The organism is Embleya hyalina, from assembly GCF_003967355.1.
Taxonomy (GTDB): Bacteria; Actinomycetota; Actinomycetes; order Streptomycetales; family Streptomycetaceae; genus Embleya; species Embleya hyalina.
In genome coordinates this window covers 341,464-363,444 of record NZ_BIFH01000019.1, presented here as the reverse complement: position 1 = coordinate 363,444, position 21,981 = coordinate 341,464, and the positions used below count along the sequence as shown (strand labels likewise).

Genomic DNA, 21,981 nt, shown 5'->3' with positions numbered 1-21,981 from the left:
CGGTCCCAGGCGTCGACCCGGTCCGGGGCGAGCCGGCCGGCGGCGAGCACGGCCGTGGGATGCGGTCGCAGTCGTGGTCGTGGCTGCGATGTCCGGGGTGTCGACGCCGGGGGTGTGCTCATTGCTCGGGCAGGGCGGGCGGGTCCGGGTCGGGCGGGTCCGGGTCGGGCGGGATCGGTCATCCGGGTCGTCGGCCGTCGCCCTCGATCGGATCGTCCTTGCCGCGGTGACGTCCCGCCATCGACGTCTCCCCCTCCCCCGCGCCAAGCCGATGAACACCGCCGGCCGTAGCCGCGCACGCACGCACGGCCGCGAAGTTCGCACCGCGTCCGAGAGTCGCGGCCGGGGTGCACTCCGATCCCCAGATATTGAACTTGAATTCATATTTGACTAACATGATCGGCGTACGGGCGCCGCCTTCGCACGACACGATCACGCGAGGCGTCGCGCGACCCCGGACCGACGCCCGCACGCCGAGCGGACGGGACGGTCCGGTGCCACGCCGGCCGTCATGAAGGCCGACCGCACCGGATGCGCGACGTTCGATCGGCGGGACGGCCTCCACACGATCGAGGCGACGCTCCCGGCCGAGGCGACGCCGACCCGCTCGCCACTCGGGAGACGGTCGACGCCACCGCTGCCTGATCGCGCCGGGCGAGACCGCCGTCCCGGCAGGCACGGGCCACTGTCCGGCACTCGAGAAACCTGTCGAATTCGACGACGCGGTCGGCGACTTCCTCGACCGCGCCCTCTCACCGCCCCGAACGCCTACCGATGCGAAGTGCAAGGAGACACGGATGAAACTGGCGGGAACAGCGGCTGTGGTCACCGGCGGTGCCTCGGGGCTGGGAGCAGCCACGGCCGCCTTGCTCGCCGAGCACGGCGCCACCGTGCACGTCCTGGACCTGGCGCCTTCCATCGCGGCGGCCCCGGAGATCGAGGGCGTGGTCTATCTGGAGGCCGACGTGACCGACGAGGAGCAGGTTCGCGCCGCGATCGCCCGAGCCGGTGAGAGGCAACCGCTGCGGGTCGTTGTCAACTGTGCGGGGATCGGGCCCTCGGCGCGCATCCTCGGCCGGCGCGGAACCCACGACCTGGGTCTCTACGAGAAGGTCGTCCGGATCAACCTCGTCGGTTCGTTCGTGGTCCTGGCGCTCGCCGCAGAAAGGATGGCCCGGACGGAACCGCTCAGCGGCGGACAGCGCGGCGTCATCATCAACACCGCCTCGGTCGCCGCCTTCGACGGCCAGATCGGCCAGGCCGCGTACTCCTCCAGCAAGGGCGGCATCGTGGGACTGACACTCCCGGCGGCTCGGGATCTCGCGCAGTACGGCATTCGGGTGTGCACCATCGCGCCGGGCATCGTCGACACCCCGATGCTCGCGGCCGTCGGTGACGAATACCGCGCGGGCCTGGCGGAGAGCGTTCCCTTCCCGAAACGACTGTGCACGCCCGGGGAACACGCCCGACTCGTACGGATGATCATCGAGCACGACTACCTCAACGGCGAGACGATCCGGCTGGACGGTGCACTGCGCATGCCTCCCCGGTAGCCCCGCGACCAGGCCCTCGCATCACACGCATCGAACAACCCGGCGCCCCATCGAGCACAGATCCCGGAGCAGACACATGAACATCCCCACCCGCGCGGCGGTCGTGGTCACGACCGCGCGTACCCCCATAGGCCGCGCATACAAGGGCGCCTTCCGTGAAGTACAGCCGCAGGACCTCGCGGGCCATGCGATCGGCCACGCCATCACCCGGGCGGGTCTCGAGCCCGGCGAGGTCGACGACGTGATCCTGGGCTCGGGCCTCCCGGAAGGCGCGGCCGGCTACAACGTGGCCCGGCAGTCGGCGCTGCGAGCCGGTCTGCCCGTCACGGTTCCCGGCATGACGATCGACCGGCAGTGTTCGTCCGGGCTGATGGCGATCGCGATCGGGGCGAAGCAGATCATCACCGACGGCATGGACGTGGTCGTGGGCGGCGGAGTGGAGTCCATCTCGCTGGTCCGAAACGAGCACACCAACCGGTACCGCGCGCACGATCCGTGGTTCGACCGGGCCGGGATCCCCATGTACATCCCGATGCTCCACACCGCCGAACTCGTGGCCGAGCGCTACGGCGTCAGCAGGGAAAGGCAGGACGAGTACGCGCTGGCCTCCCAAATACGCACGGCACACGCACAACGCTCGGGCCTCTTCGAGAGCGAGATCGTTCCGCATCCGTCGGCACCCGACCTGCTGCTGGACGAGGGCAACCGCCCCTCGACGACGCCGGCGGGTCTGGCGGGTCTGCGCACCGTGCTCGAAGACGGCGAGGTCACGCGGACGGCCTCGGTCACGGCCGGAAACGCTTCACAACTGTCCGACGGCGCCGCTGCGGTGGTCCTGATGGAGTCGTCTTTCGCGAGTCGCCGGGGCCTGGAGCCGCTCGGGCTCTACAAAGGCATCGCGGTGGCCGGATGTGAGCCCGACGAGATGGGCATCGGGCCCGTCTTCGCGATACCCAAGCTCCTCGAACGGCACGGATTGCACGTCGACGACATCGACCTGTGGGAGCTCAACGAGGCCTTCGCGTCGCAGGCCGTCCACTGCCGGGATGCTCTCGGGATCGACCCGGACCGGTACAACGTCAACGGCGGCGCGATCGCCATCGGCCATCCGTACGGAATGACCGGCGCTCGCGCCGTGGGACACGCGCTCCTGGAAGGGCGTCGTCGCAACGCGAGGCATGTCGTGGTGACCATGTGCGTCGGCGGCGGCATGGGCGCCGCCGGCCTCTTCGAGGTCCTGTGAGCGGGTGACCACCCAAGGTACGACCGCACCGGAACCGGGCGGCAGGGCGTATGTGAAGGACACCGGCACGAGCGCGGCCGACGATCGGTCGTTCGACGGCAGGACCGCGATCGTGACCGGGGCGAGCCGCGGCATCGGCCGCGCCATCGCGGCGGAGCTGGTGCGGCGGGGCGCACGTGTCTGTGTGACCGCCCGCGACGGCGACGTGTTGAGGCAGACCGTCGGGGAACTGGGGCCGAATGTCACGATCGGCGTGGCCGGGCGCGTGGACGACGAGGGGCATCAGGACGAGGTCGTATCGCGGACGCTGGAGGCCTTCGGCGGCATCGACTTCCTCGTGAACAACGCCGGGATCAATCCCGTCCACGGGCCGCTCATGGATCTGGGGCTTCCGGCGGCGCGCAAGGTCGTCGAGGTCAACGCCCTGGCCCCACTGGCGTGGACCCGAAAGGTGCACCACGCCTGGATGCGCCGGCACGGGGGTGCCGTCGTCAACATCTCGTCGATCGCCGCGCTTCGTCCGGCCGAGAACATCGGCATGTACGGTGCCTCGAAGGCGATGCTCGCCCACCTGACCAGGCAGCTCGCTCTCGAACTGGCCCCGCGTGTGCGGGTGAACGCCGTCGCGCCCGCCGTCGTGACCACCTCGTTCGCGTCGGCCCTCTACGAGGGCAGGGAGGCGGAGGCGGCGCGGCCGTATCCCTTGCGCCGTCTGGGTCATCCCACCGATGTGAGCGCCATGGTCGCCTTCCTGCTCTCGGAGCGCGCGTCGTGGATCACCGGGCAGGTGGCCGTCATCGACGGCGGCGTGACGCTGGTGCTTCCCGAATAGGGATTCGCCGTCGCCCGCATCGATGCGGATCGATCTTCAATTGATTTGACGGCCGGCTTCCCGATCGCGCGGAGGACAGACATGGTCAATGTGGCATCACTTGTGTGGCGGAAGGCCGACGCGAGCCCGAGGAGCCCGGCCGTCAGGTCCGGGTCGGTGGAGCTCACCTTCGGACAACTGCGTGAAGCGAGCGGACGTGTGGCGACGGCGGCCCACAGGGCCGGTGTCGGTCCGCTGGACCGCGTCGTCCTGGTGGTTCCGACGGTGCCGGAGTTCCCGATCGTCTACTACGGCCTGCACACGCTCGGCGCCACGGTGGTCACCCTCAACACGATGGCGACGCCCGCCGAGATCGGCCACGTCCTACAGGACGCACGGCCCTCGCTCGTCATTGCCTGGGAAGGCATATCGGAGTCCGCCGAGGTCGCCGCGGCCACCGCCGGCGTCCCGTTCTGGCGGATCGGACCCGGCGCGCACTTCGAGGTCCCGCCCCGGTTGGAGGCATGGGAACATCAGCCCGACGACACCGCGATCATCCTCTACACCTCGGGAACGACCGGCCGCCCCAAGGGCGCGGAGCTGACGGCGGCCAACCTGGTGGCCAACGCCGTGGAGTTCGCGAAGGTCTCGGGGATCGGTTCCCGGGACCGCGTCGGGACGGCGTTGCCGCTGTTCCACGTCTACGGGCAGGCGGTCATCATGAACACGACGCTGGTGGCCGGCGGGTCGCTGACCCTCTGCGAAAGGTTCCAACCGCGCGCCATGCTGGAGCTGGTGCGCGACGGTCGGCTGACGGCGCTGGGGGCCGTCCCCACGATGTGGATCGCGATGCTGCGGGAGGCCGGCGCGTTTCGGCCGGCGGACTTCGAGCGGTTCCGGCTCGGGACATCCGGCGGCGCGACCATCCCGGTCGAGGTCCTCCGTGCCTACGAGGAGCGGCTCGGATGCACGCTCCTCGAAGGCTACGGACTCTCCGAGACGACGGGCGTCGCCGCCTTCAACGACATCCACAAGCCGCGGAAGGCCGGGACCGTGGGCGTCGCCATGCCCGGAGCCGAGTTGCAGATCCGCAAGGACGGCACGGTACTCGGTCCCGATGACGTGGGCGAGGTGTACATCAGGGGCACGACCGTGATGAAGGGATATTGGAACCGGCCCGAGGCCACCCGGTCGGAACTGGTCGACGGCTGGTTGCGGACCGGCGACCTGGGATGTATCGACGCCGAGGGGTATCTGACCATCGTCGGACGGACCAAGGAGCTGATCATCCGCGGCGGCTACAACGTCTACCCGCGCGAGGTCGAGGAAGTGCTCTACCGGCATCCGGACATCGTGGAGGCGGCGGTGCTCGGGGTCCCGGACGACTACTACGGCGAGGAGGTCGGCGCCGCGATCGTCCTGCGGCCCGGTGCGGCCCCCGACCCCGAAGGGCTCAAGACCTGGGCCAAGTCCCAGCTGTCCGCCTACAAGGTCCCGCATCTGATCGCCTTCGTGGACGAGCTTCCCAAGGGGTCGACGGGCAAGATCCTCAAGCGGTCGATCGACCCCGGCCTCCTGAGGGAGTCCGCCGGCCGCGCCTGAGGCCTCCGTTCCGCGGCACTCCCCCGTCCGCTCACCCGACCGCAGGCGTGTGCACCTCTGCCGGCCGTCGGGCTTCGCCGTGGCCGAAATCCGGCCGGCGGTTCCCTTCGTCACCCCTCCTCCCCCGCCTGACGCACCACGGGAGCGGTGTCATTACACGGATCATCCCGGGAATCCGGATCGATTTCCGGCCATACTTGAACTTGAGTCCAGATTCAATTAGCGTGCTGTGCGCGGCTCCGCAGACCGGCTTTCGGGTGAATCGACCACCCGTACGAGCCCTCGGGTGATTGCCGCGTCGGGTGTCCCGAGAGGTGCTCCGGGCGCCGTCCGAACAGGGTCCGCACAGTCGGACCGGGAACCGAAGGAGACTCCGTGCGAAGACACGTGAAGATCGGGTCGGCCATCGCCGCCGCCGTCATGACGACGACCACGGCCGCGTGCGGTGGCGCCGTTTCGGCGAAGGCCGGCGGTGACTCCTACACCGTCGGCATCGTGCGGTTCGCATCGAGCGACCCGGCCTCGGAGTCGATCCTCGACGCCTACGTCGACTACGCCGAGAAGAAGGGCTGGAGCGTCTCGTCGGTCGACTCGCAGGGCGCGCCGGACAAGGCGATCAGCGGTATCGGCAACTACGTGCAGAAGAAGGTCGACCTGATCGTCATCGCCATCTTCCCCAGCGACACTCTCGCCGCCGGAGTGCGACAGGCGAAGGGGGCGGGAATCCCCGTCGTCTCCGTGGGGGGCGGCACCACCGAAGGTGTCCAGGTCAGTCTGGACTTCGGCCGCAGCAACGCCAAGGAAACCGGCAAGCTGCTGACCGACGACCTCGGCAACGAGGGCGATGTACTCCTGCTGGGCTACAAGTCCGGACTGCCCTGCGTCGGTCGCGAACAGGAGGTCGAGGACCGGCTCAAGGCGACGAGCATTCACGTCACGCGCAAAGAGGTCCCGATCCCGGGCCAGGTGGAAGCCGGCAGCGAGTTCACCCGCGCATGGCTGACCACACACCCCGCGGGGAAGGGCAAGCTGGCGATCTGGGGCTGCTTCGGCGATCCGGCGCGCGGCGCGATCTCGGCGCTGCAGGCGGCGGGACGCAAGGACGTGCTCGTCTACGGGCACGACGGGACACCGGCGGCGATCGAGGCCGTGCGCCGGGGCGATCTCAGGGCGACGTCGTACTTCGACCCGACGGCCGAGGGCGCCCGACTGGGCGCACTGACTCCCGAGTTCGTCACGGAAGGCACCAACGCCAAGCCTCGGGACCTCGCACCCACGATGTACCTGGTCACGCCCGAGAACGTCACGGAATTCCTCAAGGTGTTCCCCAAAGCACTCGGGTGAACGAGGGCGGCGGGCGGGCGTCCCGCCGCTCCACCGGGCCCGCCCTCTCCCCCCAACCCCCGCTCAGCCGCTCTCGTCCGGTCCCCCGAGGAGTCACCATGACCGCAGTCACCGACACAGGACACACGCCGTTGGCCCCCGCCGCGCGCACGACCCGGGCCTGGCGGGTCATCGGCCGCTACGGCTCCCTCGGCATGTTGGGGATCCTGGTCGCGATCGTCGCCGCCCTGGCGCCGACGACCTTCGCCACCTCCGACAACGTCATCAACATCCTCAACCAGAGCGCGCTGTCGGCCGTCATCGCGATGGGACTGACCTTCGCGCTGGTCACCGGCGAGTTCGACCTCAGCATCGGCAATATCGCCGGCCTCAGTGGCGTGCTCGCGTGCAAGCTGATCGTGGACGCCGGCGCGTCCATCCCCGCCGCGTTCGCCGTCGCGGTGGGTGTGGGCGCCGCGATCGGCCTGCTCAACGGATTCATCGTGACCGTGCTCAACGTGAACGCGTTGGTCGCCACGCTGGGCGTGGGCACGATGGCGGTCGGCGTCAACTATGCCGTCGCGGACGGTCGGCCCGTGGGGCTGAAGGATCCGGACGACTTCCTCGCCATCAGTCTCGGACGGTTCCTCGGGATCCCGTATCCCGTGTGGATCATGATCGTCCTGGCGGCAGTGCTCTGGCTGCTGCTGAACCGCACGGTCCTGGGGCAGTCCATGCAGGCGGTGGGCGGAAACCCCGTCGCGGCGCGCCTGTCCGGCATCCGGGTCGAGCGGGTTCGTGTCGTCGGCTTCATGATCTGCGGAACCCTGGCCGGACTCACCGGCGTCCTGCTCGCCACCCGTACCGCGGGTGCGTCGGTCTCCGCGGGGGACTCCTATCTCCTGAGCGCCTTCGCCGCCGCGTTCTTCGGCTCCGCCGTGCTCCGCGACGGCCAGTTCCACATCGTCGGCACCCTCGTCGGCGTGATCACCGTCGCGGTGGGATTCAACGCCATCGCACTGATCGGCATGGAGACCTACTGGCAGTACCTGTTCCAGGGATTGCTGCTGATCATCGGCGTCGGCGTCGGGACCGTCGCACGTCGCAAAACCGCCGGCGCTTGACCCCCTCCCCTTCCCTCCCCAACACCCGTGTCAACAAAGGAGTCGACGCAATGAGTTCGCAGTCCCTTCCCGTGGCAGGCACCACCCTGCACGTCGACGACACCGACGAACCCGACGTCCCGCCGGTGCTGTGCCTCCACTCGCTGTTCCTCGACAACCGCATGTTCGACGACCTCGTCGAAGCCGGCCGCGGACGGTTCCGGTTCGTACGCCCCGAGTTCCGGGGACAGGGTCGCAGCGCCGGCGCCGACCGCGACATCCTCACGATGGAGCAGGCGGCCGGCGACATGGCCGCCCTCCTGGACAAGCTCGGCATCACGTCGGCGCACGTCGCCGCGTCCTCGATGGGCGGTGATGTCGCGGCGCGCCTGGCGGCATTCCGCCCGGACCTGGTGCGCTCGATCGTCTTCCTGGGGTCGTCGGTACGCCGGGAGCCGCCCGAGGCGGTGGGCGAGTACGTCGCCTGGACCAACGACGTCGGCGAGAACGGCTTCACCGGTGAGCGCCTGGCGATGCTCGAACGGGTCATGCTCGGCGAATCCACGCGCAACGACCCGGCGAAGCGGGACACGACCGGCCTGTGGATCGGGCGCCTGGCGGCCCTGCCGACGTCCCTCAAGCCGGCGATGCTGGGCGTGATGCTCCGCCACGACGCGGTGGAACTGCTCGGCGACATCGCCGCGCCGGCGCTGGTGGTCTCGGGCGAGGAATGCTGGGTGCGGCCGCCGGACTGGGCCGCGGAACTCGCGGACGCCCTGCCCGACTCCGAGCTGGTGATGCTCCCCGAAGTCGGACACAGCCCCCTGATCGAAGCCCCCGACATCGTCATTCCGCGCGTGCTGGAGTTCTTCGCCTCGCACTGAGCGGGACGGGTCCGATGCCTCGCACCGAGGCTCCTTGTTCGAAGAAAGGTCCTGTTCGTGACGATCGAGAGCGCACGGGGCACGCCCGTCGAACTGGTCGACCACACCTCACTCCTGGAGATGCGGGGAATCTCCAAGCGCTTCGGAGGACTTCAGGCGCTCGACGACGTCTCGATCACGCTGCGCGGCGGAGAGGTATTGGCGCTGTGCGGTGCCAACGGCGCCGGCAAGTCGACCCTGGTCCGGATTCTGGCCGGAGTCGAGCAGGCGGACGGGGGAGAGATCGCCCTCGACGGTCGGGTGGTCCCGATCGAATCGCCCCAGCGGGCAGCCGATCTCGGGCTGAATTTCGTGCACCAGGAGCTCAATCTGGTGCCGAAGTTCACCGGCCTGCAGAACATGGCACTGGGGATCACTGCCGGAAGGTCGGGGTTCGTCGCCACCAAGGCCCTGCGCGGGCGCGCCGGAGAGGTGAGAGAGCTCCTCGGCTACGACATCCCGCTCGATGTGCCGGTCGAGAAGCTGTCCGTCTCCGACAGATGGATGGTCTCGCTCGCACGGTCGCTGATGAGACCGGCCCGCTTCATCGCGATGGACGAACCGACCGCGTCGTTCACTCAGGACGAGGCCGATCTCCTCTACGGGGTGATCCGGGAACTCACCACGAACGGCGTCGGGGTGCTCTACATCTCCCACCGTCTGGAAGAGGTCCTTCTCGTCTCCGACGAGGTGACGACCATGCGGGACGGCCGGGTCGTGGGCTCGCACCGATCCGACCGGCTCGACGTCGTGTCGCTGACGCGTCACATCGTCGGACACGAGGTCGAGGAACCGACGCGCCATGTCGGCGCGAAGGACGCGGCGCGCGGGCCCGTGCGGCTCGCCGTGCGCGGGTTGGGCCGGAAGGACAAGGTGAGCGGCGCGACCTTCGACCTTCACGTCGGGGAGGTGCTCGGAATCGCGGGCCTGGCCGGGGCCGGGCGCACCGAGCTCGCGCGCCTCCTCATCGGTGCCGACCGGCCGAGCAGCGGGACGATGACGCTGGACGGCGCACGATATGCGCCGCGTTCACCCCACGACGCGATTCGCGCCGGCGTTGCCCTCGTCCCCGAGGAACGCCGGAGCCAGGGGTTGCTGCTCGGTGAATCCATCGACACCAACCTGGCGGTCGCGGCGCTCGGCCGGGCCCGGACCATGTTCACGGGCTTCTCGCCCAGGTCCTCCCGGCGGACCGGGCGCCGGCTCGCGGAGCGGTTCGCGGTGAAGACCGACGACACCTCACGGCCCGTGCTCAGCCTCAGTGGCGGCAACCAGCAGAAGGTGGTTCTCGCGAAGTACGTCCGCACCGGCCCGTCGGTTCTCGTCCTCGACGAACCGACCGTCGGCGTCGACGTGGGAGCGCGCGCGGAGATCTACGAGACGATCGCCGGCCTCGCTCGCGAGGGCACGTCGATCCTGCTGATCTCCAGTGACTTCGACGAGTTGGCGGTCTGCGACCGCGTCCTGGTGATGAGGCACGGCGCACTCGTGGCCGACGTACTCGGCGCCCAGGCCACCAAGGCCCTGCTGACCCGTCTGTGCTTCCGGAGCGGCGAGGTCGTGCCCGAAGACTCGACAACCCGGTGAAGCGACTACGCAAGCGAAGGAAGTACCCCTGTGAACTTTTCGATCAGTGACCGCGGCCACGCGTACCACGAGAAGCTTCTGTCCTTCATGGACGACTGCGTCCATCCCGCGGAGGCCGTCTACGAGAAGCAGATGCGCGCGTCGGGGGATCCCAACTTCCATCCTCCCGTCCTGGAGGAGCTGAAGGCGGAAGCTCGCGGGCGCGGACTGTGGAACCTGTTCCACCCCCACGCCGAGTGGGGCCCTGGTCTGACCAACGTCGAATACGCGCCACTCGCCGAGATGCTCGGCCGCAGCATCCACCTGGCCCCGGAAGCGACCAACTCCAACGCCCCCGACACGGGGAACATGGAGATTCTGACCCTGTTCGGGACCGAGGAGCAGAAGGAGCGGTGGCTCAGGCCGCTGCTGGCCGGCGAGATCGCCTCGGCGTTCGCGATGACGGAGCCCGACGTGGCGAGTTCCGACGCCACCAATATCCGACTCCGCATGGAGTTCGACGGCGACCACTACATCCTGAACGGCCGCAAATGGTGGATCTCCAACGCCCTCCACAAGAGGTGCCGGGTCCTCATCGTCATGGGCGAGACCGATCCCGGCGCCGAACCGTACCGCCGGCAGAGCATGCTGATCGTGCCGGTCGACACACCCGGGGTCAGCATCGTCCGCGGCCTGCCGGTCTTCGGCTATCAGGACCGTGTCGGCCACGCCGAGATCCACTTCGAGGACGTCCGAGTCCCCAAGTCGGCCCTGCTGGCCGGTGAGGGGGACGGGTTCATGATCGGTCAGGCCCGCCTGGGGCCGGGACGGATTCACCACTGCATGCGGGCGATCGGCATGGCGGAGCGGGCGCTCGACCTCATGGTCGACCGGGCGCAGAGCCGGACCACCTTCGGGCAGCCGCTGTCCGAACGCGGAAACATCCAGGACTGGATCGCCGAGTCCCGCGTGGAACTGGAGATGGTCCGGCTGCTGACCCTCAAGACGGCCTGGCTGATGGACACGGTCGGAAACAAGGCCGCGCGCACCGAGATCTCCGCGATCAAGGTGGCCGCGCCCGGCGTGGCCCTGAAGGTCCTCGACCGTGCCATCCAGGTGCACGGAGGAGGCGGGCTGTCCGACGACTTCCCCCTCGCGAGCATGTACGCGGAACTGCGCACCCTGCGCTTCGCGGACGGCCCGGACGAGGTGCACAAGCGTGCCATCGCACGCCGTGAACTGGCACGACGAACGCGCGAGCGTTCCCGCGTCACCGTGTGACGGCACGTGACGGCACCGACCGCGGAGTGGATGTACCATCAAATATGAATCCGAACTCGACAATGGTTATGTCGTGAATGCCACGGACGGCGACTCCATGGCCTCGATCGGCTCGCTGACCGGAATCGCCACGACCAAGGAGATGCCCACCACTCGCCGGGGCCTGCGTACGCGTGAAGCACTGGTCAAGGCGGCTCGAGTCGTATTCGAGCGCGACGGCTTCCTCAACGCTCGACTCGTCGACATCACCGCCGAAGCGACCTGCTCGATCGGGACCTTCTACACCTACTTCGAGGGCAAGGAAGAAGTCTTCGCGGCGGTGATCGAGGCGGCACGGCACGACATGCTCCATCCCGGCATGCCCCATGTGCCGGAGGACGAGGGGCCGGCCGCCGTCATCGAGGCGAGCAATCGGGCCTATCTGGTCGCCTACAAACGCAATGCCAAGCTCATGAAGCTGATGCAGCAGGTGGCGATGATCGATCCCCGATTCGAGGAAGTCCGGGCGCGCAGCGCGCGCGCCTTCGGCGAGCGGAACGCCCGTCGGATCAAGGAGTTGCAGGACCGCGGACTCGCGGACCCCACCGTGGACCCCGAGTTGGCGGCCCGTGCGCTGTCCCTGATGGTGAGCCGGCTGGCCTTCGAGTGCTTCGCCCTGGAGGAGGGGCCACGCGATCTCGAGGAGATCGTCGCCGTCTGTACCAGGTTGTGGGTCAACGGCCTCAACCTCTCGGCGTGACCGTGCCGATCGGGGCGAACCGGACAGCCGGGGCCACGGGGGTCTTGGGATGGACGTTTTCAGATGGCGAAGAGCTGTGAGGGCGCTGGTGACCGAGAACGATGGAAGCCGAGAAGCCGGAACCGTGCCACTGCCGGATCCCGCGCGCCTCGCGAAGTGGTACGCGCGGCACGCCCCCGGCGATCTCGGTCCGGAGCTGACGGTCGAACCGGTCACCGGCGGCCGGTCGAACCTGAACTTCGCCATATTCGACGGACGGACGGTGCGCATCCTCCGCAGGCCCCCGCTCGGACACGTCCAAGCGACCGCGCACGACATGAGACGGGAGTTCGTGGTGATGAGGGCCCTCGCCCACACGGATGTCCCCGTTCCCGAAACCATGGCCTACTGCGACGATCCCGAGGTCATCGGCGCCCCGTTCTACGTCATGGAGCGCGTCGCGGGGACACCGTTCCGCACGGCGGAGCAGCTGAAGGCCGAGGGACCCGCCGCGACGACCCGCATCTGCGAGGTGATGATCGACACGCTGGTCCGACTTCACGCGGTCGATCCGAGAACGATCGGCCTCGCCGAGTTCGGACGTCCGCAGGGATTCGTCCGCCGCCAGGTCGAGCGTTGGGGACGGCAGATGGCCGGGTCCCTGCGCCGCCCCATCGAGGGGGCGGACGAACTGCTGCACGCGCTCGGGGCACGGGCGGGGACCGTCGCGGATGTCTCGCTGGACGACGGAACCGCCGCCATCGTGCACGGCGATTACCGGCTCGACAACCTGCTGACCAGCGATGGCCGGGTCACGGCGATTCTCGACTGGGAGATGGCGACGCTGGGCGACCCCCTGACGGATCTCGCGCTGCTCGTCGTCTACAGCTCCCTGACGGAGATCTTCGACGTGCCGGAACTGGGCGACGCGAGCCGCTCTCCGGGCTACCTGGGCCCCGAGGCGACCATCGCCCGCTACGCCGACCAAAGCCGCCGTCCGGTCGAGGACCTGTCCTTCCACCTGGCTCTCGCCCACTACAAACTCGCGGTCATCTGCGAAGGCATCCACCGGCGGTACACGGAGGGCAAGACACCCGGCGGAGCGTTCGGCACCGTCGGGCAGGCGGTCCAGCCACTCGTCGCCGCGGGGCTGGCGGCGCTCGGGACTCCCTAGAGTCGGTATGGGCCGGGGGCGCCGCACCCGGCGGCCTCCCCGGCCACGCCTTGGAGTTCGGTACCCGCACGGCTCGGGAGCACATCGTGGGGGCCTCGCCGTCCGGTGAGCCGATCGCCCGAGCGGCGATCGCGGCCACACAGTAGCTCCGATTTGTCCAATTATGTTCGCCAAATCGGTTGACAGTGGCGGTCTCTGGTGTTGAACTTGATTTCAGATTCAGTTATGGATCCCGTTCCGCCCCATCCCTCCAAGTGAGATCGCCATGGACACCGCCACGTCTCGCCCCGTGATCCGTACGTTCGACGTGCCACCGCAGCCCTGTGTCGTCCCGCGGATGCGCAGGCGCGTGATGGACGAGGTCCTCGCCGGGGGCTCCCTCGTCGAGCCGGAGACGGTACACACCGTGGGGCTGGTCGTCACCGAGCTGGTCACGAACGCGGTCGTGCACGCCGGGGCGTCGACGCCGAGCATCCGTATCACCCTGCAGATGGGCGACGCGGGACGGCTGCGACTCGGGGTCGGGGACAACCGCACGGCCTCCCCACGGCACCTCGCCCCTTCCGCCGACGCCACCTGCGGCCGTGGCACGGCCATCGTCGGTGCCCTGCTCCGTGAGCTGGGCGGACGGCTCACCGTCGAGCGCCATCGAGGAGGCAAGACGGTGTGGGCCGAAATCCCCGGTGATGCAATCGGTTGCGCCAGCGGGCAACTCCCGTGAGGCCGCCCCGACGGAGCCCCGACGAACGGCTCCCCGGGGCGGCGCCCGGGTGTGGTCCACGCAGGCCCGGGAGCGGGATCGGTGGGTCATCAACTCGGCGATGTCGTCGCTCATCGTCGCGGAGTCGTAGCCGTCCGCGGGACGGGCGGAGTCGCCGAGGCCGCGCAGGTCCGGTACGACGACGGTGTAGTGGGGCGTCAGCTTCGGGATCAGGTGGCGCCAGTGGTAGCCGGTCTTGGGGACGCCGTGCAACAGCACCAGCGCGGGGCCGGACCCGGCCGTGCGGTAGCGCAGAGTCGTTCCGTTGACGGCGGCTCGGCCCGTGCGGACGGGCATTTCGTCGTGGTCGAACATCATGTTCCCCAACCTTTCCGTCGTACTTCGCGATACGGGTGTCAGTGGGCTCGGGGAGGGTCGACGACAGTCACCAGGCGGCTGGGTCCGGTGCCGTCCGCGGTTGTCCGTGCGGCGATACGGCCGGCGGAGCGCAAGACGACGTTCTCCGGGTAGAGCCGACCGAGCAGGGCCAGTACGACGAGGTCGTCCCGGCCCCTCGCGTCCAGGGTGGCGTCGCCTGCTTGCGTCCACACCAGCCCCGGTGCGCGCAGTGCGGACCACACGGCCGCGGTGCGAGGCGCGGCGTCGGAGGGTGCGTCGTCCTCGGCGGGGTGCGGCCGGTGGGCGAAGCGGTGGCCGCGCAAGGCCTGGCCGAGGTCGACATGGGCGGTGGTGCCGTCGTGGGTGACCTCGATGCGGGCGGTGCGGGTCCCGTCGCCGACCGGCCCGGTGCCGATGCGGGCGGTGAGCGGCCCCGACGCGGTGACGGCGGGCGGCAGATCCTCGACGAGGGTGCGGGGGCGGCGTAGTAGTCCTGCACCTCGGCGACGTACGTGACGGTGTCTTCGGCGGCCGGGTCGGTGCGCCAGGTCAGCAGGTGCCGGGGTGCGGTGAGGGGTGGCCGGTCGAGGACGGCGGGCAGGGCGGTGCCGCCGCCCGCCTCGAAGCCGTAGCCGGCCGGGCCGGAGGTGCCGGTGACGACGCGGCGGGCGAAGTCCACGATGGCGGCGTGCCGGATCCGGCGGACCAGCAGTTCGGTGAGGAACGCGTCGCGGGCCGGTTCGGTGTGCCGCAGACCGGTCGGGGTGATCAGGAGCGGAACGTCCTGCCAGTTGGTGAAGGGCAGCAGGGCGTCGCGCAGCAGGACCATCTGGTGCAGCCACTCGTTGTAGAGCTGCATCGTGACGGGCCCGCCGCGCCGGCCTCGGAGCAGGTCGGCCGCGGGAGGGGTGAGCAGGTGGCCGTAGCAGTGGCTGCGGACGACCAGCGGTCCGGCGGGCAGTGGGATCCGGCTGATGAGCAGCCTCTCCAGGGCCGAGGCGGCCCAGGAGGCGAGCTCCCGGCCGATCGTCTCGGCCTGCCCGCCCAGTTCGCGCGCCGCCGAGGCACTGTCCGGGCCGATGCCCAGCGGCAGCGAGGTCTCCCGGGTGCCGAGTGCAAGTGTCGCGCGGACCTGATCCTCCAGCACCTTGCCGTCGGCGCCGGTGAGGGCGTTGTCATCGATGATGCCCTGCAACAGCGGCTCGGTGGCGGCGAAGAAGTCGCGGGCTGTCAAGGTGGTACCGGCTGCGGGAAAGACGTTCCAGCGGCCGGCACCCAGAGCGGGCGTGCTCGGGGTGGGCGCGGGGGGCATGGGTTCTCCGTAAGTTGTTGGGTGGCCCGGAAGGGATGGATGTCGCCGGATCCCCGTGTTCGGGCGGGCGCAGGCAATTTTTCTGGATCGTCTGATACAGATTGCGGTCATGAAAAAAGGTTCTGTCTCCGCACAGCGTGAATGATCTTCGAGTCGCGGGATCAGGTGGGGTGAACCAGGCGTGGAACAGCGCCGATTCCTCGCCGCCGTTGCCAAGCAGCCGCGGCGGCCCGGGAATTCACGCTTGCGGAGACAGAGACCGAAAAAATCAGTCGAGGGCGGCCAGCGCGACCTCCACGAGGGGTTCGAGGGCGTGGACGTCCGGGGTGATCTTTGCGGAGACCAGCAGTCCGTTGAGGAAGGTGACGAGGAAGGCGGCGAGGGCGTGCGGATCGTGTCGCGTCGCGATCTCGCCCCGCTCCGCCGCGACCCGCAGCACCTCGGCGAGCGCGTCCCGACTGGCCTCCTGCATGTCCCGCACGGTGCGCCGGATCGCCGCATCCTCCGGCAGGCGCTCGCAGGCGGCGTTGACCACCAGGCAGCCCCGGCCGTCGTCTTCCACGGCGATCCGGATCCGCTCGACCAGCATCGTGCGGATCGCCGACCGGGCGTCCGCCCCCTCCTCCAGGCTGCGCAGGGCGGCCGCCGCCAGGGTGGTGCGGTAGTGCTCCAGCGCCGCCCGGTACAGGCCGTCCTTGTCGCCGAACGCGGCATACAAGGACCCCTGCCCGATCCCCAGTTCCTGGGTCAGGTCGCGTACCGAAGTCGCCTCGAAGCCACGCCTCCAGAACAGTTCCATGGCGCGGCTCACCGCCGCCTCGGTGTCGAACTCCCGGGTCCTTGCCATGACCTCACCGTAACCTATCTGGATCGATTGATCAAGAAAAGGGATCGCGTCCTGACCACCCGCCGCCCCACGGGCCGTACGCCCGCCCCGGCGTCGGCTCGGCCGCCCGACAGGTCGCCGAACGCGACCCCGCCGCCCGCCGCCGCAGGTGAGTCCAGGCACGTCAGGACTTGGGAATCATCCCGTTGTCGCTTTGGCGCGTGCCTCGGTCACACCCCGGTCCTCGTCGGCACCGTCGGGGTGGCAATGGGCTTCCGGTCCACGAACGCCAACGGGCGACGACCGCTGGAGACCCGCCGGAACCTCGACCGGGAGCGCGAACGCCGGGCCCGACTCGCGGCCATCGACGCCGATTGGAACCCCCGCCGGACGCGACGACCCGGCGCGGCGGTGGACGTTGGACCGGCAGCGCATGCTCGCCGCCGTACGCCCCAACGGCGGCTGTCGCTTCGCCGTACCCAGACGCGGGAGACGTCGTAGGGGTCGTCGTGGACCTCCCACTGATCCTGCTTGCCCGTCACTCCGGACGGCTGCCTGCGTAGCCGGTTGAGTTCGAGGCTGTCGTCAGTGCGGTCGTCGACCTTGATGCCGTAATCGTGGACGGTCCTCCAGACTGCGGGCAGCAGTTCGGTGTAGTCCTCCGCCGACAGAGCGACGGACAGGTATCCCGCGCGGGCGACGGCGCGAACGACGTCCCGTTCGCCACGGTTGGCGCGATGTCGGCGCACGGTCGACGCGGCGCGGCGAACACCGCGATCGACACGCCGGCCCGCTTCCCGGGCATCGACATGGCCGGCTCGCGTCGACCACCGGGCCGGCCGCGCACCGCCTGGTGCTCGGCGCGGCGGGCGGCGCGGTGAGGCTTACGGCGCTCCCGCCCGCACTCGCCACAGTCGAGGCCGCGTCGAGGGTGCGGAGATTGCGCGACCCCACGACGCACCGCCCCCGCCTCGCCGTCTCAATCCACGCCCTGGGCACCACCACACGCACACTGGGCCGTGCCAAGAGGCGACGGCCCTCCAAGGAGAAGCCCCGCCGCTCTGAAAGAGAAGACATGAGACCCGGCACCTGAAGGGCGATCGCCACTCGGCCAGCCCCGGCCGAAGCGGCGGTTCCGGAGTCGGACGGGCCCTTGCCGAACGCGCCCGCGCGGCAGGACGGCCCACCGCTCCCGTGTCGGTGACTTCCCGGATCACCCACATGCGGGGCACTGCGTCTCGCTGGCAGGTGGCGCGTTCGCTGCCCGCACGTCGCGCGTTCGGTGTGCGGAGCCGGTCGTGGTCGAGTGGGTCGGCCCGCCGGTCTGTCGGCGACGCGGCATCCGACTCACCGAAGGACGCTCTCATTTCCTATTTCATGTAATCAGCTGACAAAGACGGCGTTCGGGAGGAGTGTGGACGCGGGGAGGGCCGGCCGTAGGGCGGCGGCGTCGTGGGGCCGGATCGGCGACATGGGGTTCTTCAGACGCGTCATCGTCTTCTTCTTGGGTATCGCGGTGCTCTCGCCGGTACTCGACGGCCTGTCGGGGCCGGCGTTCTGGGTACCGGTGGGCATCGTCGCGGTGGTGGTGTGGTCGATCCCCGGGCGGCGCGGCGGCCGGACGACGGGTTCCGGGGATGGCTTCCGGCCTTCTCCGCCGTCCTGTTCGACCTGCGGGGGAGCCGGTCGGTACATCTACAGGTGGTCGCAGACCTACGGCGCCATGTACGCCGACTGCAAGGCGTGCCGGAAAAGGCGCCGGTAGGCAGGCGGGCCCGGTCACCCGGGAGGCGTGGCGGAGGTGTTCGGTTCCACGCCACACCCGCACGCGACGTCGATCCCCGACCGGCCAACGTGCCATTCCCGTCCCCGTCCCCGGGACACCGTCGCCGACGAACTCCGTCGGGACGGCGCAGGCTCCGGGCAGGGCATACCCGAGACGCACGAACACGCCGTGCTCCCGGCCTCCGCACGTCGAGATCACCCTCGGCCTGTTCGGCCGACCGGCCGGTCGAGGACGAGGCCCTCCCCCGCGCCCGGACCGTGAGCGTCGACGGCACCCCCACCCTGGAAACGGGTGTCGAGGGCGTCCTGCACCTCGACGCCGAACCGACCCTCCTCGGGCACCCGTTCGTGGTCGCCGTCGCCGGAGGCCACGTCGTGCAGATCGTCGGATGCGACCTGCGGTAGCGGGCGCAGCCGGGCCCGGGGCTGCGGTGCGCGGTTCGGGATTCACCCGAACGAGGCGCACGGCCTGCGGAGCGCCCGGGTCGGGTCGCCGCGGCCGGCGCGTATGGTCGAACACATGTCCGAAGATTCGTTGTCGCTGCCCGATCGCCTCCGGCCACTGCTGGGCCACCAACTCGCCTTCGAACGGGCCCACCTCGCGTGCCTGCACGCCGCCGAGGCCGGCGACGACGACACCCTCGACCACTGCCGCGCCGCCCGCCTACGGGCCATGCGCGCGCTGATCACCGCCCGCGCCGACGCCGGCGCCGACAGCGCCCCCGACCGCGACACCCTCAAGAAAGCCGCCATGACCGTCCTCACGAACGAGGCCATCGACCCCACGGAGTAGTCGCCCCCCGGTTCGTCGACCTCGAGGGATCCGGCGCGCCTCGCCGGCCCCGCTCGCCCGGACTCGTGCAGGGTCCGCAACTTCGTGCGCACTGGCGTCTGCGAGATGCCGGAATCCCGGCCCGATGCGCACTCGTCCGGTCGGTCGGCAATGCGCATTTCCGCGGGCCCGTCGTGGTCCGACGTCGGTTCGCTTTCCGGATCGGCGCCGGTCGCGAGATCCATCGCGCGCACAGGCGACCGAACGCGGCAGGACCCACCGCGCCCACCACGGCGGGTTCGCGTTCGGGCACTCCGGAATCGCGGCGACCTCACGCGACCACGAACAACGTCGGTCGGTAGGTGCCGGGCGGCTAGCCGGCGAAGCCGCCCTTGGGTTCGATGATCTCCAGGTTGGTCCCGTCGGGGTCGTTGAAGTAGGCGACCCTGGTGCCGAGGGCGGCGTCCGGGGTGACTTCGCCCTCGATGAAGGTGTAGGCATCGCCCAGGAAGTCGTACCCGGCCTCCTTCATCCGCCGGTGGACCGCGTCGAAGTCGTCGACCCTGAAGCACAGGTGCATGGAACCGGGGCGGTTCGCCTTGCCGTTCGTGCGTTCGCCCACCGGTTCCGTGAACTGGATGAGGTCGATGCCGAGACCGTCGATGTTGATCGTCGCGTACCGCAGCCTCGCGACGGGCAGGCCCTGCGCCCCGCCGAAGGGCACGCTGTTCATGGTTCCCCGGGCGACGGGTTCGCGGCCGGTCAGGGCGGTGTAGAACGCGATCGACGCGTCCAGGTCCGAGACCGAGATCCCGGCGTGGGCGACCTTCGTGAGGTTCATGGGGGCGGTGGCGACGGCCATGAGGGATCCTTTCGTTATATTCAGTGCCAATTCTTCAGGAATATGTGAATAGCGCACCTTGTCGCACTGCCGGAACATGAGGCCACGCCGAGCCTTGCCGGAGTCGGCCGACTCGCGAGGAGAGCGGTGCGACGGTTGCGGAACATGAACGATCCCTCGGCAGCCGGTGGTTGGAGCCGAAACCCTCTCGCCTCCTCGGTGCCCGCTCCACGACCATGACCGCCCCGCCGACCCCGCCGACACCCCGCGCGCCCTGTCGACACGCGAAGGGCCGCCCCGAGGAGTCCCGGGACGGGCCCTTCGCGTGGGCGCGCCCTCGCCGACGCCGCCCGCGTACCTCGGACTCGTTCGTCCGCGACGCCTTCACCGTGGCGGTGCGCCGTGCTCGTGGTGGGGGCTTCCACCGCCCTGTCCGATGACCGAGTCGGGTTTCTCCCCGGGTCGCAGGACGAGGAACTGCCCCATCATGCCGTAGTCCTCGTGATACATCAGGTGACAGTGATACATGTACGGCCACCTGGCATCGGTGTAGTCGCTGAAGCGCACAGCCAGCCGAACGGTGCTGAACGGTCGTACATTGACGGTGTCCTTCCATCCCGCGAGTTCCGGCGGTGGGGCCTGGCCGTCGATGTCGATCACACGGAACCGGGTGTCGTGCACGTGGAAGTTGTGCACCCCGTTGACGCCGTTGGTGACGGCCCAGATTTCGGGAGTGTCGACGACCGTCCGCACATCGATGCGCTGCATGTCCATGGTCGCCCCGTTGATGGACACCTGGCCGAAGAGGAAGGTCCGCGTCGCGGCCCCGTTCGTGTCGATCGGCGGTATGTGGGCGAGTGCGGCGGGCGGCGCGGGCCGCGGCTTCAGGGTGTTCGCGGCCCGTAGCAGCACGATGTCGAAGGTGTCCGCCAGCCCGAAGTTCGCCGCCGGCTGAGAGGGTCGGATGCCGTTGTTGTCCTCGAAGGGGTAGGCGCGCAGGATCCGGGTCAGACCGGGGCGCATGGTCACGATGATCTCGGCCCGTTCGCCGGGTGTGAGGCGAAGCCGTCGCAGTCGGGTCGGCTCCTCGAGCAGGCCGCCGTCGCCGGCGATCATCTCGAACTCGGAATCGTCGTCGAACCCCAGGTTGTAGAAGCGGACCGTCGAGCCGTTGAGCACGCGGAGCCTGACACGTTCGGTGGTCACGTCCAGGTAGGTGTCGGCGATGCCGTTGGTGGTGACGGTGGAGCCGAGCAGCCCGGCGCTGGGATCGTCGCGCTCGTCCAGATTTCCGTTCGGGGTGAACTTCTTGTCCTGGACGATCAGCGGCACGTCGTCGACTCCGTAGTCGTGCGGCAGTTCGCGGGAGACCGGATTGTCGTCGTCGATGATGAACAGTCCCGCCAGACCTCGGAACGCGTGGCGTTGAGTCGTACCGTGTGCGTGCGGGTGGTACCAAAGCGTCGCCGCGGGTTGCTTCACCGTCCAGGTGGGGGTCCAGGTACCGCCGGGCATGATCGGCTGATGCGGACCGCCGTCGAAGATCGCCGGCAGGTGCATGCCGTGCCAGTGCACGGATGTCACCTCCCCGAGCGAGTTGCGTACGCGTACGGCCACGGTTTCGCCGTGCCGGGCCCGTAGCGTCGGGCCCAGGATGGCGCCCGAGTAGCCCCAGGTCGGAGTCTTGACACCGGCGACGATTTCGGTGGCGCCGGCGCGGATGTCGAGGTCGAAACGGCGGGTGCCGTCGTCGGTGACGGTCGACTTCGCAGGCGGCGGGATCGGCAGCGGTCGCTTTCCCGATGGGGGCGCCGACGCGAACCTCGGTCGGTGGTGCGATTCCGTGGTCGAACAACCCGCGGCCGCCGCCACGGGCAGCGCCGCCACGCCGCGCAGGACGGTCCGGCGCGTCGGAGCGCTCACGGCCGGTGCGTTGGCTTCCATTCCGGACTCGGAGCGGGGCCACGGCCGCGGTGTCGGTGCGAATTTCATGCACTCGACGGTATGAACGGCGTCTCATGCCGTCCAAGACCAGTTGTGCCATGTGCT

19 protein-coding genes and 2 pseudogenes are annotated in these 21,981 nt (G+C 69.5%); 15 read left to right on the top strand and 6 right to left on the bottom strand.

The features are described from left to right. Positions 1-797 precede the first annotated feature (797 nt). The 12 genes from EMA17_RS18910 to EMA17_RS18855 all read left to right on the top strand — a co-directional run bounded on the left by EMA17_RS18910 (position 798) and on the right by EMA17_RS18855 (position 14,018). Complete coding sequence (locus EMA17_RS18910; RefSeq protein WP_126638227.1) at positions 798-1,553, top strand: SDR family NAD(P)-dependent oxidoreductase; 756 nt, start codon at positions 798-800, stop codon at positions 1,551-1,553. A 76-nt stretch (positions 1,554-1,629) separates the two neighbouring features. After that, positions 1,630-2,796: an acetyl-CoA C-acyltransferase gene (locus EMA17_RS18905; RefSeq protein ID WP_126638226.1), complete on the top strand. Its 1,167-nt coding sequence runs from the start codon at positions 1,630-1,632 to the stop codon at positions 2,794-2,796. 52 nt (positions 2,797-2,848) lie between these two features. Then, positions 2,849-3,628, top strand: coding sequence for an SDR family oxidoreductase (locus EMA17_RS18900; RefSeq protein ID WP_126638283.1), 780 nt, complete (start codon positions 2,849-2,851; stop codon positions 3,626-3,628). Between the two features lie 81 nt (positions 3,629-3,709). Continuing rightward, the gene (locus tag EMA17_RS18895; RefSeq protein ID WP_126638225.1) at positions 3,710-5,209 is read left to right on the top strand and encodes an AMP-binding protein; all 1,500 of its coding nucleotides are present in this window, start codon (positions 3,710-3,712) and stop codon (positions 5,207-5,209) included. A 375-nt stretch (positions 5,210-5,584) separates the two neighbouring features. Beyond that, entirely contained in the window at positions 5,585-6,553 is a 969-nt protein-coding gene (locus tag EMA17_RS18890; RefSeq protein ID WP_126638224.1) for a sugar ABC transporter substrate-binding protein, read from the top strand. Between the two features lie 98 nt (positions 6,554-6,651). After that, positions 6,652-7,656: an ABC transporter permease gene (locus tag EMA17_RS18885; RefSeq protein ID WP_126638223.1), complete on the top strand. Its 1,005-nt coding sequence runs from the start codon at positions 6,652-6,654 to the stop codon at positions 7,654-7,656. Between the two features lie 50 nt (positions 7,657-7,706). Then, positions 7,707-8,519, top strand: coding sequence for an alpha/beta fold hydrolase (locus tag EMA17_RS18880; protein WP_126638222.1), 813 nt, complete (start codon positions 7,707-7,709; stop codon positions 8,517-8,519). A 57-nt stretch (positions 8,520-8,576) separates the two neighbouring features. After that, positions 8,577-10,145, top strand: coding sequence for a sugar ABC transporter ATP-binding protein (locus EMA17_RS18875; protein ID WP_126638221.1), 1,569 nt, complete (start codon positions 8,577-8,579; stop codon positions 10,143-10,145). Between the two features lie 30 nt (positions 10,146-10,175). Further along, positions 10,176-11,405, top strand: a complete 1,230-nt coding sequence (locus EMA17_RS18870; RefSeq protein ID WP_126638220.1) for an acyl-CoA dehydrogenase family protein — start codon at positions 10,176-10,178, stop codon at positions 11,403-11,405. A gap of 73 nt (positions 11,406-11,478) precedes the next feature. After that, positions 11,479-12,144, top strand: coding sequence for a TetR/AcrR family transcriptional regulator (locus EMA17_RS18865; RefSeq protein WP_246126752.1), 666 nt, complete (start codon positions 11,479-11,481; stop codon positions 12,142-12,144). Between the two features lie 124 nt (positions 12,145-12,268). Further along, entirely contained in the window at positions 12,269-13,297 is a 1,029-nt protein-coding gene (locus tag EMA17_RS18860) for a phosphotransferase family protein (RefSeq protein WP_218042901.1), read from the top strand. Between the two features lie 337 nt (positions 13,298-13,634). After that, the gene (locus tag EMA17_RS18855) at positions 13,635-14,018 is read left to right on the top strand and encodes an ATP-binding protein (RefSeq protein ID WP_126638281.1); all 384 of its coding nucleotides are present in this window, start codon (positions 13,635-13,637) and stop codon (positions 14,016-14,018) included. Positions 14,019-14,099: 81 nt separating this feature from the next. Here the strand turns inward: EMA17_RS18855 and EMA17_RS18850 are convergent. The 3 genes and pseudogenes from EMA17_RS18850 to EMA17_RS18835 form a co-directional block, all read right to left on the bottom strand. Then, positions 14,100-14,375, bottom strand: a pseudogene (locus EMA17_RS18850) (alpha/beta fold hydrolase); the annotation flags it as partial. Between the two features lie 38 nt (positions 14,376-14,413). Next, positions 14,414-15,708, bottom strand: a pseudogene (locus EMA17_RS18840) (hypothetical protein). 268 nt (positions 15,709-15,976) lie between these two features. Continuing rightward, on the bottom strand, positions 15,977-16,555 hold the full coding sequence (locus tag EMA17_RS18835; RefSeq protein ID WP_126638218.1) for a TetR/AcrR family transcriptional regulator: 579 nt from the start codon (positions 16,553-16,555) through the stop codon (positions 15,977-15,979). A gap of 716 nt (positions 16,556-17,271) precedes the next feature. Between EMA17_RS18835 and EMA17_RS51840 the strand changes: the two genes are divergently transcribed. After that, on the top strand, positions 17,272-17,415 hold the full coding sequence (locus EMA17_RS51840) for a hypothetical protein (RefSeq protein WP_160161460.1): 144 nt from the start codon (positions 17,272-17,274) through the stop codon (positions 17,413-17,415). Positions 17,416-17,917: 502 nt separating this feature from the next. On the opposite strand, the gene EMA17_RS18830 is transcribed toward EMA17_RS51840, so the two are convergent. After that, complete coding sequence (locus EMA17_RS18830; protein WP_126638217.1) at positions 17,918-18,109, bottom strand: hypothetical protein; 192 nt, start codon at positions 18,107-18,109, stop codon at positions 17,918-17,920. A 468-nt stretch (positions 18,110-18,577) separates the two neighbouring features. On the opposite strand from EMA17_RS18830, the gene EMA17_RS51835 reads away from it, so the two are divergent. Beyond that, complete coding sequence (locus EMA17_RS51835; RefSeq protein WP_160161459.1) at positions 18,578-18,724, top strand: hypothetical protein; 147 nt, start codon at positions 18,578-18,580, stop codon at positions 18,722-18,724. A gap of 115 nt (positions 18,725-18,839) precedes the next feature. Beyond that, positions 18,840-19,112: a hypothetical protein gene (locus EMA17_RS18825; RefSeq protein WP_126638216.1), complete on the top strand. Its 273-nt coding sequence runs from the start codon at positions 18,840-18,842 to the stop codon at positions 19,110-19,112. Between the two features lie 352 nt (positions 19,113-19,464). Here EMA17_RS18825 and EMA17_RS18820 read toward each other — a convergent pair whose 3' ends face one another. Both EMA17_RS18820 and EMA17_RS18815 read right to left on the bottom strand, forming a co-directional pair. Beyond that, on the bottom strand, positions 19,465-19,953 hold the full coding sequence (locus tag EMA17_RS18820; RefSeq protein WP_160161458.1) for a VOC family protein: 489 nt from the start codon (positions 19,951-19,953) through the stop codon (positions 19,465-19,467). A gap of 363 nt (positions 19,954-20,316) precedes the next feature. Further along, positions 20,317-21,855: a multicopper oxidase family protein gene (locus EMA17_RS18815; RefSeq protein ID WP_126638214.1), complete on the bottom strand. Its 1,539-nt coding sequence runs from the start codon at positions 21,853-21,855 to the stop codon at positions 20,317-20,319. Between the last annotated feature and the right edge of the window lie 126 nt (positions 21,856-21,981).

Coding starts and splice junctions, on each gene's coding strand:
- EMA17_RS18910 (WP_126638227.1), top strand. CDS start 798: ATGAAACTGGCGGGAACAGCGGCTGTGGTCACCGGCGGTGCCTCGGGG.
- EMA17_RS18905 (WP_126638226.1), top strand. CDS start 1,630: ATGAACATCCCCACCCGCGCGGCGGTCGTGGTCACGACCGCGCGTACC.
- EMA17_RS18895 (WP_126638225.1), top strand. CDS start 3,710: ATGGTCAATGTGGCATCACTTGTGTGGCGGAAGGCCGACGCGAGCCCG.
- EMA17_RS18885 (WP_126638223.1), top strand. CDS start 6,652: ATGACCGCAGTCACCGACACAGGACACACGCCGTTGGCCCCCGCCGCG.
- EMA17_RS18880 (WP_126638222.1), top strand. CDS start 7,707: ATGAGTTCGCAGTCCCTTCCCGTGGCAGGCACCACCCTGCACGTCGAC.
- EMA17_RS18855 (WP_126638281.1), top strand. CDS start 13,635: ATGCGCAGGCGCGTGATGGACGAGGTCCTCGCCGGGGGCTCCCTCGTC.
- EMA17_RS18835 (WP_126638218.1), bottom strand. CDS start 16,555: ATGGCAAGGACCCGGGAGTTCGACACCGAGGCGGCGGTGAGCCGCGCC.
- EMA17_RS51840 (WP_160161460.1), top strand. CDS start 17,272: ATGTCGGCGCACGGTCGACGCGGCGCGGCGAACACCGCGATCGACACG.
- EMA17_RS18830 (WP_126638217.1), bottom strand. CDS start 18,109: ATGCCCACCGGTACCCAGAACGCCGGCCCCGACAGGCCGTCGAGTACC.
- EMA17_RS18825 (WP_126638216.1), top strand. CDS start 18,840: ATGTCCGAAGATTCGTTGTCGCTGCCCGATCGCCTCCGGCCACTGCTG.
- EMA17_RS18820 (WP_160161458.1), bottom strand. CDS start 19,953: ATGGCCGTCGCCACCGCCCCCATGAACCTCACGAAGGTCGCCCACGCC.